The following is a 12,322-nucleotide window of genomic DNA, read 5'->3' on the forward strand; positions in this document are numbered from 1 at the left end:
GAACGACAGAAAGAATTGCGCCGCCGCGGCGTCTTGAAGGAATAAGACTGCGTGTCCGAAAAAGTCGAAGCCAAGCCGAACGCCCTCTGGGAAAATATCAAAGTCATCATCCAGGCGCTGATTTTGGCGATGGTGATCCGAACGGTGCTATTCCAGCCCTTCACCATTCCGTCCGGTTCGATGATGCCGACGCTGCTGGTCGGCGATTACATCTTCGTCAACAAGTTCGCTTACGGCTATTCGAAATATTCGCTGCCCTTTTCGCCTGATGTCTTCAGCGGCCGCTTGTTCGGCGCCGATCCGAAGCGTGGCGATATCGTCGTCTTCCGCTTCCCGCCAAACCCCGAGATCGACTACATCAAGCGCTGCATCGGCCTGCCGGGCGACCATATCCAGGTTACCGACGGCGTGCTCTACGTCAACGGCAAGCCGGTTCCGAAGGTAGCGGACGGCAGCTTCACCTCGGATTACAAGCTTGATCCGGGCGCAGATGTGCCGGTGTTCCGCGAAACGCTCGACAACGGCAAGACCTACGACACGCTTGATCAGTCTCCGGTGTCGCGCGGCGATAACACCCGCGAATTCATCGTGCCGGAAGGCCATTATTTCATGATGGGCGATAACCGCGACAACTCGCTCGACAGCCGCTTCGACGTCGGATTCGTGCCCGCCGAAAATCTTGTCGGCCGCGCCAGCGTTATCTTCTTCTCGCTTGGCAACGATACCTCCTTCCGCGAAATCTGGAAGTGGCCGACGAACATGCGTTGGGACCGCCTCTTCAAGGTTGTTGAATGAGCAAGGCGCAGACGCTTTCTGCGGCGGACCGCGCAAAGCTTGAAGGCCTGATCGGTCATGACTTCGCTGAAAAGGAACGCCTGGATCGCGCGCTGACCCATGCCAGCGCCCGTACCGAAAAGGGCGGCAATTACGAACGGCTCGAATTCCTCGGCGACAGGGTCCTTGGGCTCTGCATCGCCGAGCTCCTGTTTCGCACCTTCGGGGCGGCTGGAGAAGGCGAGCTCTCGGTTCGCCTCAACCAGCTCGTCAGCGCTGAAACCTGCGCCGCGGTTGCCGACGAACTCAATCTTCACCTCTATATCCGCACCGGCGCCGATGTGAAGAAGTTGACCGGCAAGCGCATGATGAACGTGCGCGCCGACGTCGTCGAAAGCCTGATCGCCGCGATCTATCTCGACGGCGGCCTCGAAGTTGCCCGCCGGTTCATTCTGCGTTACTGGCAGGGCAGGGCAGTGCGGGCCGATGGCGCTAAGCGCGACGCCAAGACCGAGCTGCAGGAATGGTCGCACGCGAAATTCGGCGTCACGCCGATCTACCGGGTTGATGAACGCAGCGGACCGGATCATGATCCGCGCTTCAAGGTGACGGTGGAAGTTGCTGGCATTAAGCCGGAAACCGGCGTAGAGCGGTCGAAGCGTGCCGCCGAACAGGTCGCGGCAACGAAGATGCTCGAGCGCGAAGGCATTTGGCAGCAATCGTCTGCCGGAAACTGACGGGACAATGACACAAGAAGAAGATATCGCGGCCGAGGCTGCCGCAGAAACCAATGGTCCGACGCATTCGGGCTTCGTCGCGCTGATCGGGCCGACCAATGCCGGCAAGTCGACGCTGGTGAACCGCCTCGTCGGCGCCAAGGTCTCGATCGTCAGCCATAAGGTGCAGACGACGCGCGCCATCGTTCGCGGCATCGCGATCCACGACAACGCCCAGATCGTCTTCATGGATACGCCTGGCATCTTCAAGCCGCGCCGCCGGCTTGACCGCGCCATGGTGACTTCGGCCTGGGGCGGTGCGAGGGATGCCGATCTGATCGTGCTGCTGATCGACAGCGAGCGCGGCTTGCGCGGCGATGCCGAAGCCATCCTCGAAGGCCTCAAGGAAGTCCGGCAGCCGAAGATCCTGCTGCTCAACAAGATCGACCGCGTCAACCGTGAGGATCTGCTGGCGCTGGCCGCTGCCGCCAACGAGAAGATCGCTTTCGAGCGCACCTTCATGATATCAGCCGAAAACGGCTCCGGCTGCGACGATCTCATGGACTATTTGGCGAAAACGCTCCCGGAGGGGCCGTGGTATTATCCGGAAGACCAGATCTCCGATCTGCCGATGCGCCAGCTCGCCGCCGAGATCACCCGCGAGAAACTGTTTCTGCGCCTGCACCAGGAGCTTCCCTATGCCTCGCATGTCGAAACGGAGAAGTGGGAAGAGCGTAAGGACGGCTCGGTGCGCATCGAGCAGGTGATCTATCTCGAGCGCGACAGTCAGAAGAAGATCGCGCTCGGCAAGGGTGGTGAAACCATCAAGGCGATATCGACTGCGTCGCGCAAGGAATTGTCGGAGATCCTCGAGCAGCCGGTCCATCTCTTCCTGTTCGTCAAGGTTCGCGAGAATTGGGGTGATGATCCCGAGCGGTTCCGCGAAATGGGTCTCGATTTTCCGAAATAAGCATGGCAAGGATTTCATCGGGTAGACGCTGGCCCCTGCTGGCGCGCCGGTTTTGCGACGGCAAGGGCAAGTATGGCGACGTCGAGACCCATCAATTCGTTCAAGACCCCTTGCGAGCAATGTCCCTTGCGGCCACTGCCGCATTTCAGGGAATTCAGCCGCGACGAGCTGGAATTCGTCTCGAGCTTCAAAAGGGGTGAGCTTGCCGTCGATGCCGGCTCGACCATCCTCGTCGAGGGCGCGCATAGCGCTCATCTCTTCACGGTGCTCGCCGGTTGGGGCTTCCGCTACAAGATGCTGGAGGACGGGCGCCGCCAGATTCTGAACTATATCATGCCGGGCGACCTGATCGGCCTGCAGGGAACGATCGCCGGCGAGATGCAGCATTCCGTCGAAGCGCTTTCTCCCGTTTCTCTTTGTGTCTTCGAGCGTGACAGGCTGATGACGCTCTACAACAAGCACGCCTCGCTCGCCTTCGACATTACCTGGATCGCCGCGCGCGAGGAGCGCATCCTGGATGAGCATCTCTTGAGCATCGGCCGCCGCACGGCGCTGGAAAGAGCAGCCTACCTGATCGCTTTCCTGTTTGAGCGCGGCCGGAAGCTGAATATCTTCAACGGCCGAAAATTCATCCCCATCACCCAGCAGCACATTGCCGACACGCTCGGTCTTTCGATCGTTCATACCAACAAAACCTTGAAAAAGCTCAGCGAACGTGGGTTGATCCGCTGGCAGGAGCGTGGCTGCGAGGTGCTGAACGGCGAGGAATTGATGGCGATCGCCGGCTGGGAAGGGCTCGGAGAGGGCAAACGCCCGTTCATCTAAGGCATGTCGCGCAAAGCAGCGGTTTTGCGATAACGGCATGCGTTGGAAATATAGAGCTAAAGCGCGAGGAGCGTATCTGAAGGATTGCGACGCGCTTTAGAGCATTCCTGATTTCTCCCGGGTGACGGATATGCTCCGTCTTGTTTGGCGCAATTCCGGACGCCAACCACTGCGCAGTCTTACTGGAATTGCTCTATAGCGCCGCGCGTCTTTCGAGACGCCGCAAAGGACGCTGTAGCACTTTGAATGGCTGCACAAATATGCCGTAGCCAACCGGCCGGCTTATGTCTTTTTTAAATGCGCATTAGCAGCACGGAAAATAAAGTGAGCCGTCAACTTTCCTCCGATTTTGATTCTTATCGACCGGGCAGAAAAATGGTTTATTCAGAAAAGGTGGCGGAATTCACCGATAGCGTGGCATGCGGGGCACCGGAGGGCAATGATGTTGGCGAAACGGCCGGGGCGCTGCGACGGGCGCCCGACGGGGGGCATCGAATCATGAGCGCAATCCGTGTTCTGGTTCTTGAAGACAGTCTGATCATCGCGATGGAGGCGGAGGATATTCTGCGTCTTTCCGGCGTCGAGAGTATCGATATCGTCGGCAGTGTGGAGCAGGCGAGGGCCGCCATTGCTGCGGAGACATATGATTTCGCCCTTCTCGACGTCAATCTCGGCGAGGGCATGAGTTTCGGATTTGCCCGCCATCTTCTCGATATCGGCATCCCCTTCGGCTTCGTCAGTGGCTATTCCGATACCGGCGATTTCCCGCCCGACCTGCAACAGATACCGCTTCTGGTGAAGCCGTTCGACGAAACGGCGATGCGGGAATTCCTGCAGAGGCTTTTCCCGGCTGTCGCCTGACACGGTCCGTGACAGAATCCAGTCCTTGCTGACGGCGGCGCCCGCCTTTCAGACGTGCAAAGGACGCTGTAACGCCTTGAATTATGCAGTAGGATGGATTCGTCACCCGCAGGGACTTCTTTCGATGCAATGGCAGGACCAGGCGATCATTCTGGGCGTCAAGCGCCACGGCGAGACGAGCGTCATCGCCGAGGTGATGACGCGTGATCGCGGCCGCCATCTCGGCCTGGTGCGTTCCGGCCGCTCGCGCGCCATGCAGCCGGTGCTGCAGGCGGGCAATGCCGTCGAGGTCAACTGGCGTGCCCGGCTTGACGAACATCTCGGTGAATTCCGAGTCGAGCCGGTGACACTGCGCGCCGCCCGCCTGATGGAAACGGCGACCGCCGTCTACGGTGTCCAGGCGATGGGCGCGCTGCTGCGGCTGCTGCCGGAGCGTGACCCACATCCACACCTCTTCGATGCGCTGGAGGTCATCCTCGATCACCTGCATAATCCGGCCGATGCCGGCGAACTCTTCGTGCGTTTCGAGCTTGCTGTGCTGAATGATCTCGGCTTCGGCCTCGATCTTGCCGAATGCGCTGCGACCGGCGCCCGTTCCGATCTCGTCTATGTCTCGCCGAAATCCGGCCGCGCCGTCAGCCGCACCGCGGGCGAGCCCTGGGCGGACAAAATGCTGATCCTGCCGCCGTTCCTCAGCATCGAAGGCAATCATGCAGCCGACTTTGATAGTCTCTCGGCTGCATTCCGTCTGACAGGGTTCTTCCTGCATCGTCATGTCTACGAGCCGCGCGGCATCGAGGCGGCAGCTGCCCGCGACGGTTTCGTTCAGGCGGCGCTCAAGGCGCTTAATCCAGCCTTGCGGACGCTTTCCGGCCCGAACGGCATTTCCGCCTGACCTCGTTTTTTACGGGTGCAAAACATCCTCCGTATTTGGCGGTTTACCTGCTGATGAGCGCTTCCTATGTCTTCACAGGATTGCCAATCAAGGAGGACCCCATGCTAACCAAGACCGCATCACCGACGACGATCACGCTCTGGAACGGCCGCGAAATTCCGCGTCTCGGCATGGGATGCTGGGCGATCGGCGGCCCCTTCTTCGCCGGCGACACGCCGCTCGGCTGGGGCGATGTCGACGACGATGAATCCGTGGAGGCGATCCACCGTGCCATCGAACTCGGCATCCGCTTCTTCGACACGGCCTCGAACTACGGCGCCGGCCACTCGGAGGAAGTGCTCGGCCGGGCGATCGGTAATCGCGACGATATCGTCATCGCCACCAAGTTCGGCTTCGCCACCGATCCGGCAAGCAAGCAGGCAACCGGCGCCTTTGCCGACGAGGCCTTCATCCGCCGTTCGGTCGAGACCTCGTTGCGCCGCCTGAAGCGCGATCGCCTCGATCTGTTGCAGTTCCACCTCAATGATTTTCCGATGGATCAATCGGATGCCGTCTTCGATACGCTGGGGGCGCTTCGCACCGAAGGCAAGATCGATGCGTTCGGCTGGAGTACCGATTTTCCGGATCGTGCCGCCCGTCATGTCGGCCGACAGGGCTATGTCTCGATCCAGCATACGATGAATGTTTTCGAACCGGTGCCGGAGATGATCTCGGTGATCGAGGGGAAGGGCCTGATCTCCATCAATCGTGGCCCACTGGCGATGGGGCTGCTGACCGGCAAGTTCACCGGCGACAAAGCGGTAGGCTCCAAGGATGTCCGGGGTGCTGCCCTCGACTGGATGGTCTATTTCAAGGATGGACGTATGGCCCCGGAATTCGCCGCACGGCTCGATGCCGTCCGCGATCTCCTGACATCAGGCGGCCGCACGCTGACGCAGGGCGCGCTTGCCTGGCTCTGGGCACGCTCGCCGCGCACCCTTCCCATTCCGGGCTTCCGCACTGTCGCTCAGGTGGAGGAAAATGCCGGCGCTCTGGAGAAGGGACCATTGCCGCTCGATGTCATGGCGGGGATCGATGCCGCGCTCGATCGCTTCTGAGGGTTTCAATAAATGTCGCCCAAAAAGCATGCAGCGGTTTTGGGCGACATGCCTAAGTCAAAGACTCAAAGCGCATCGGATGAATCCGGTTTGAAGCGATGCGCTTCAGGCTGCAGCTCGACGTTTGAGCGCCCAGCCTTCCGGCCTCTCTTCAACGATGTTGACGGTGTCACCGATCGTGATCCTGCCGTTGCCGCGCGGCGTGGCGTTCCAACCGAAAAGCGGGCCGGGCACGCGCCGGTCGGCGGACATGCGGATGCGGCCCATGGCCGGCATCGGGTTTGGTCCCTCGCGGGACCCGGTCAACTGGTCTTGAGTCGTCATGATGCAGCGGGAGCAGGGTTTGACGAGATCGAAGCGGATGCCGGCGATCTCGATCGCCGCCCAGCGGTCCTCCGTCCAGGCCTCGTCGGTATCGATGACGATGTTCGGACGGAAGCGTTCCATGCCGACACTGCCTTCGCCATGGGCGGCGAGATCGGCATTCAATGCCTTCAGCGAGCCCGTCGTCGTCACCAGGATCTGATAACCGTCGGTAAAGGTGACGGGCGTGGCTTCGCCGGCCCATTCGGCATTCGCCGTCCGCCGTGCCTGGCCGTCGAAGAAGACCAGGCGCACCTCGCGGCCAAGCCATTCGGAAAGCTGCCGGTTGCTCTCCGGATCGGCGACGGCGGCGCTGACGGCAGATTTCCACACGGTCACATCCATGCGGTTTTCGGGCTGAGGCGGTGTTACCGATATGTCCGTTTTCCCCTGCATCAGCAGCCGAAAGGCGGTCGCCTCCGGTCGTACCTCGATGCGTGCGAGGTCGGGCAACTCGCGCTGGGTGATGAAGTGCCCTTGGGCATCGGTGATCATAGCCCGCCGGTCGCCGGGAAGCCCATAGGCGTCAATGTCGGCGGCGGGCAGCGCAATGCCGCGGGCGCTCTTGAGCGGGTAGATGAAGAGGTCGCTGACACGCATCTTGTGCTCCTAGATTTCGTCCATGAAGGCCGAGAGGAAGTCGCGCAGGCTTTTATCACGCGCGGCGGCCAGCCTGCGGCCGGTCTCGGTCTGGAAACCTTCCGCCAGTTTGAACAGCTTCGTCTGGAAATGGTCAATGGCATAACGCTTGTCATCAAGCGGGCGGTCCGCTGCCGCCGGGTCGAACGGATCGTAGAGCCCGGATCCCAGTCGCCCGGCGATATAGAAGCAGCGGGCGACGCCGACCATGCCGATCGCGTCCAGCCGGTCGGCATCCTGCAGGATCTTCGCCTCCAGCGTTTGCGGTGCCACCCCGGCAGAGAAACTGTGTGCGGTGATTGCGTGGGCCGCGGCTTCGATATCCGCCTCGCTCCAGCCGAGTTCCGCCAGGATCGCCGATGCCTTCTCAGCCGCCAAAGCCGATGCTTTTGCCCGCAGCGGCGAATTCTTCTCGACGGCGACGCAGTCATGCAGCAGCACGGAAGCGGCAAGAACCCGCCCGTCGCCGCCTTCTCCCGCATGGATGCGCATGGCATTTCTGAAGACGCGCAGAATATGGGCAAGGTCGTGCGAGCCGTCGTCGCCATCGGCCGCATGCGCAATCAGCGCCGCCGCAAGCGTTTCGTGTGGGGAGAAGGCTTCAGCCGCGAACATAGCGCCACCTGTCATGAGGAAGATCGTTTCCGCCGATAGGGCATCGGCGCTGAATTGAATGCGGGCGGTAAAAGGATGCGACAACGAAGATCTCAGGAATCGCAGCCGATTTTGTAGCGGCTTGCCGAGCGAGTCGCAATCGAGGGGGATCTCAGTGCTTGGCTTCAGGAAGTTGGGTCACGCCGCCGTTCTTCGGCGGCAGGGAGAGAATATGGGGCACGTCACGCGCCGGTCGCGGCGGACTGATGTGATAGCCCTGGATCTCGTCGCATTCCTCGCATTCGAGCAGCGCCAGCTGCGCGGCCGTCTCGACGCCCTCGACGGTGACGCGCATGCCGAGCGCATCGCCGAGCAGGATGATCGCATGCATGATCGCATGCGCTTCCTTGTTGTCGACGATGTCGTTGACGAAGGACTTGTCGATCTTGATCTTGTCGAAGGGGAAGCTCGAGAGATAGCTCAGTGAGGAATAGCCGGTTCCGAAATCGTCCATCGAGATGCGGATGCCGCGCTCCTTCAGCGCATGCAGGATCGGCAGCACTTCGCTGAGATTTTCCATCAGCACGCTCTCGGTGATTTCGAGTTCAAGCCGCGACGGCGACAGCGCGGCGGCGGCAAGTGCCTCGCTGACATCTCGCGTCAGGTCGCTGCTGCTGAACTGGATTGCCGAAACGTTGACGGCGATCTTGATGCCCTCCGGCCATTGCGCTGCATCGTTGCAGGCCCGACGCAAAACCCAACGGCCGATATCGACGACGAGGCCGACCTCCTCTGCCAGCGGAATGAAATCCATCGGCGGAACGCGGCCTCGGACCGGATGGTTCCAGCGGATCAACGCTTCGAAGCCGCAGATACGTCGCTGCGAGAGGTCATAGAGCGGCTGATAATGCAGCTCGAACTCCTCTTTCTCAACGGCTGCTCGGAGGTCTGCCTCCAGCGCGTGTCGCAACTGCATCTGCGCTTCCATCTCACTGGCGAAGAAGCGCTCGCGTTTGCGCCCGTCCGCCTTGGCATGTGACAGCGCCACGCCGGCATTTTTCAGCAGGATATCGGTTTCTTCGCCATCTCCAGGGGCGATTGCGATGCCCATGGAGACGCTGAGCTCCAGCTGTTTCTCGCCGTGGAGGAATGGCGCGGAAAGCTCGCGGCGGATCTGCTCGGCAAGCGCCGTCACGTTCCGCGGCTGCTGCTTGCCCGTCTGCAGGATGGCGAATTCGTCCGAGCCGAGGCGCGCCAGGGTGTTTTCCGAACCGGCCGAGGCTCGGATGCGCTCGGCGACCTGCTGCAGGATTTTGTCGCCGGCCGAAACTCCCATCGTGTTGTTGATCGATTTGAAACCGTCGAGATTGAGGTGAACGAGGGCAATCTGCTGATCTGGCCTGCGCTCTGCGAGCGTCGCATCGACCTGCTCGCGGAAATGGATGCGGTTCGGAAGGCCGGTCAGCGGGTCGTGGTGGGCGAGATAGGTGATGCGTTCGGCCGCCCTTCGATCCTCGGTAATGTCGGCGTGAATGGAAATGTTGCTGCCGTCGGAAAGGATGGTCACCATGCTCTGGATGATGCGGCCATCGTCCATCAACCATTCGCGCCGACGGAGACTACTGCTTCTTGTGGTTGCGGAGGAATGTCGCCCGGTCCGCCGGCCGGGCTTGGTGCTAGCGCTCTCCGTGCCGCGCATTTTAGCCGTGAGATCGGCGATTGTCGCGCCGGCAATGACATCTTCGTCCGTCAGGTCGAAGAGCTGACGGAAGCGGATGTTGGAAAGCGTCAGCCGCTGGTCGGCGTCGAAGACGCTGAGACCGAGCGGCAGGTTGTTGAGAATGACTTCGAAGAGTTTTTTCTGTCCGTCGAACGCCTGGCTAAGGGCTGATATATTGCCTCTCAGCGCATGGTTTTCCCTCAGCAGCGTTTCCGCGCTTCTCTCGATTTCGTCATAGTCGCTTTCATGGACGCGATAGGTCGCGATCACAAGATCCATCAGGCGCTGCGCATCGATCGATCCATCGGCGGTGACGGCCTCGGTGCATTGCCGCCAGAAGAGCGCTTCAGCTTTCATGTGCAGGCGTCTCTCGGGACGACAGCGGAGGAAAGCGTCCTCGTTTGATGAACGTGCCTCATTTCACGGGACATGAAAGACCTTTCTAAAATGAATACAGAGGTTGATTTTTTATAAGCTGGACGCCTGCTAGTGATGCGTGATGTCCATTTTGTATGGGCCGGATTAATATTCGGTTGCAGTGCAGCAGCGACGTCTCTCCGTTAGACGTTTGTTTTATATGTGAAAAATAGCTGAAATACGCAGGAAAACGGCCCTCTGACACTGGCGGAGGCCTGCGCTCAGGCGTTCCGTTTACTTTTGTCAATCATCGTTAATGAGAAGTTAACAACTTATTGACGCACTGCGCAAATCAGTTTAACCACCGAGTCAACAGTGATTTTCCAACGTTCGTATTGCGTACAAACACCACCGGCAGAAGGCGGTGAATGGAGGTTTGTATGACCAGCACCACATCCGTTTCAGACACCTCATACGCATATCTGGCGACGCTTTCGCGGCTCGATGCCAATGGCGACGGCGTACTAAGCCGCGGCGAACGTGCCGCCGATGAGAAGCCCGGCATCATCAAGGAACTCCTTGAAGACGATAATGCCAGCGACACGCAGCCGAAATTTTCCGGCAGCCTGATTGCGCTGATGATGGACACCCGTGACAGCGGCAGTGCAAGCAGCATCGCCGTTCCCTATCCGCTGCAGCAGGCCGCGCCGACATCAGGCGATCAGTCCGACGATCTCTACCGCAAGACCTACGGTCAATTCGATTTCGACGCCGTCGCCTGAGCGGCGTCTCAATTCGAGAGATCTGCAAGCCGGCCGGTTGGCCGGCTTTTCTCGTTCGATATTCCTGCGCATAACCCGAAAATCGGAGTGATTTTCGGAAAGGATTATGCGCCACGCAAAGTGCCGGAGCGTCCTTAGCGCGTCCTATCGGACGCGCGGCTCAGGAACACCTTCCGGTTTGACACGTTCAGAAGGACAACCGGACGCAAGGAGATCTCCATGAAAGCCATGCGCATTATCGCCACCTTGAGCCTGCTTGCGGTTGCATTGCAGGCAGGCGCTCAGGACAAGCAAACGGCGGTCGCCAATTTCGTCGGCAAGGACGGCAAGGAGGACGGTCGCGCGCAACTGACGGCTGCCGCCAATGGCGGCGTCCTGATCGAAGTCGAGATATCGGGATTGCCGGCGAACAAATGGGTGGCGTTCCATGTTCATGAGACCGGCCGCTGCGACGCCGCGACCCATCACGAATCAGCGGGCGGTCACTTCAACCCTGATAAGGCCGAGCATGGCATCCTTGCCGCCAAGGGACCGCACGCCGGCGATATGCCCAATCAATATGTCGGGCAGGACGGCAGGTTGCGGGCACAGATCTTCGACAGCATGGTCACGCTCGACGGCAAGACTGACGGCATTCGCGGCCGCGCATTGATGGTGCACGCCAATTCGGATGATTATCGCAGCCAGCCTTCGGGTGATGCCGGGGAAAGACTCTCCTGCGGCGTCATCCAATAGGCTACGGCGCAATTCTTAGATCGGCATCGATTTAGGGACAAAATTAGCAATTCAAACTGCACAGCGCCACGGGTCTTAAAAAGATCGGTGGCGCTGCAATGTCTTACTGCCGCGTCGGCGTCGGTTTTTCGGCCGTCGCCTTGCCGTTGGACTTTTTTGCCGGCGCGGCATCTGAAGCATCCGGCACGGCGTCAGGATTGTCATCGAAGGCGAGTTTCACGCGTTTCACCATGTCACGGCTGACCAGCCACCAGTCACCTGTCTTTGCCCAGTAGCGCAGCGCGACGGAGATCGTGCCATCACCGAGGCTGTCGATGAAGACGCTGGGTGCCGGTGACGTCAGCACCCTGGAGTCGGCTTTGGCAAGGTTCATCAGCGTCTCCATTGCCAGATCGATGTCATCCTCATAGGCGACGCTGATTTTCAGCTCGTTCCGCCGGGTGGGCTCGCGGGTGAAATTGGTAATGGGCGTATTCCAGAGCGTCGAATTCGGCGCCAACCGGTAGAGCCCGTCGCCGGTTTTGAGCTCGGTGGCAAACAATCCGATTTCGCGCACCGTGCCGGCCACGCTGCTGGTCTCGATATATTCGCCGACGCGGAAAGGCCTGAGGATCAGCAGCATAATGCCGGCGGCGATATTCTGCAGCGTCCCTTGCAGCGCTAGTCCGATCGCCAGGCCCGCTGCGCCGAGGGTTGCGATGATCGAGGCGGTCTGGACGCCGAATTGACCGAGGACGGTGATGAACACCAGGATGAGCAGCGCATAGCGCAGCACATTGGTGAAGAAACGCGCCAGCGTCTCGTCAATGCCATGAACGCGCGACAGGCCTTCATAGGCCCAGCGGCTGGTAAAGCCGGCCAGCGCCCAGCCAAGAACGAGCAGGATCACCGCCCCGAGGACGGAGAAGGAATATTGCACCGCAAGCGCGCTTGCCTGGCTGAGTGCCGTTTGCGTGGCGAGGAGGACATCGGCTGCCTGTTGTTCCATGATCTG

The 12,322-nt window shown here is 60.3% G+C and carries 13 protein-coding genes; 9 read left to right on the forward strand and 4 right to left on the reverse strand.

What is annotated here, in order from left to right:
• Positions 1–51 precede the first annotated feature (51 nt).
• The 7 genes from lepB (at position 52) to AB8B31_RS06215 (ending at position 6,138) form a co-directional block, all read left to right on the forward strand.
• Positions 52–795, forward strand: a complete 744-nt coding sequence (lepB, locus tag AB8B31_RS06185) for a signal peptidase I (RefSeq protein ID WP_131702305.1) — start codon at positions 52–54, stop codon at positions 793–795.
• Entirely contained in the window at positions 792–1,511 is a 720-nt protein-coding gene (gene rnc, locus AB8B31_RS06190) for a ribonuclease III (RefSeq protein WP_131702306.1), read from the forward strand. The genes lepB and rnc overlap by 4 nt, the downstream gene beginning before the upstream one ends.
• Before the next feature lie 7 nt (positions 1,512–1,518).
• Entirely contained in the window at positions 1,519–2,460 is a 942-nt protein-coding gene (gene era / locus AB8B31_RS06195; protein ID WP_018070602.1) for a GTPase Era, read from the forward strand.
• A gap of 72 nt (positions 2,461–2,532) precedes the next feature.
• Complete coding sequence (locus AB8B31_RS06200; protein WP_020049310.1) at positions 2,533–3,285, forward strand: Crp/Fnr family transcriptional regulator; 753 nt, start codon at positions 2,533–2,535, stop codon at positions 3,283–3,285.
• A gap of 375 nt (positions 3,286–3,660) precedes the next feature.
• Positions 3,661–4,146: a response regulator gene (locus tag AB8B31_RS06205; protein ID WP_131702307.1), complete on the forward strand. Its 486-nt coding sequence runs from the start codon at positions 3,661–3,663 to the stop codon at positions 4,144–4,146.
• A gap of 124 nt (positions 4,147–4,270) precedes the next feature.
• Positions 4,271–5,041, forward strand: coding sequence for a DNA repair protein RecO (gene recO, locus AB8B31_RS06210; RefSeq protein ID WP_115157007.1), 771 nt, complete (start codon positions 4,271–4,273; stop codon positions 5,039–5,041).
• A 101-nt stretch (positions 5,042–5,142) separates the two neighbouring features.
• The gene (locus AB8B31_RS06215; protein ID WP_131702308.1) at positions 5,143–6,138 is read left to right on the forward strand and encodes an aldo/keto reductase; all 996 of its coding nucleotides are present in this window, start codon (positions 5,143–5,145) and stop codon (positions 6,136–6,138) included.
• Between the two features lie 105 nt (positions 6,139–6,243).
• Here AB8B31_RS06215 and AB8B31_RS06220 read toward each other — a convergent pair whose 3' ends face one another.
• The 3 genes from AB8B31_RS06220 to AB8B31_RS06230 form a co-directional block, all read right to left on the reverse strand.
• Entirely contained in the window at positions 6,244–7,101 is an 858-nt protein-coding gene (locus tag AB8B31_RS06220; protein ID WP_131702309.1) for an MOSC domain-containing protein, read from the reverse strand.
• Between the two features lie 9 nt (positions 7,102–7,110).
• Entirely contained in the window at positions 7,111–7,770 is a 660-nt protein-coding gene (locus tag AB8B31_RS06225) for an HD domain-containing protein (protein ID WP_197728771.1), read from the reverse strand.
• Positions 7,771–7,906: 136 nt separating this feature from the next.
• A complete protein-coding gene (locus AB8B31_RS06230; RefSeq protein WP_026230829.1) occupies positions 7,907–9,811 on the reverse strand; it encodes a putative bifunctional diguanylate cyclase/phosphodiesterase in 1,905 nt (634 codons plus the stop codon).
• Between the two features lie 440 nt (positions 9,812–10,251).
• Here AB8B31_RS06230 and AB8B31_RS06235 point away from each other — a divergent pair, with 440 nt between their 5' ends.
• The gene (locus tag AB8B31_RS06235) at positions 10,252–10,593 is read left to right on the forward strand and encodes a hypothetical protein (RefSeq protein ID WP_131702310.1); all 342 of its coding nucleotides are present in this window, start codon (positions 10,252–10,254) and stop codon (positions 10,591–10,593) included.
• Positions 10,594–10,812: 219 nt separating this feature from the next.
• Entirely contained in the window at positions 10,813–11,328 is a 516-nt protein-coding gene (locus AB8B31_RS06240; protein ID WP_115157003.1) for a superoxide dismutase family protein, read from the forward strand.
• 103 nt (positions 11,329–11,431) lie between these two features.
• On the opposite strand, the gene AB8B31_RS06245 is transcribed toward AB8B31_RS06240, so the two are convergent.
• Positions 11,432–12,316: a mechanosensitive ion channel family protein gene (locus tag AB8B31_RS06245; RefSeq protein ID WP_018447385.1), complete on the reverse strand. Its 885-nt coding sequence runs from the start codon at positions 12,314–12,316 to the stop codon at positions 11,432–11,434.
• Positions 12,317–12,322 lie beyond the last annotated feature (6 nt).

Source organism: Rhizobium sp. 62_C5_N11_2 (assembly GCF_051811185.1).
In the GTDB taxonomy this organism is placed as follows: Bacteria; Pseudomonadota; Alphaproteobacteria; order Rhizobiales; family Rhizobiaceae; genus Rhizobium; species Rhizobium leguminosarum.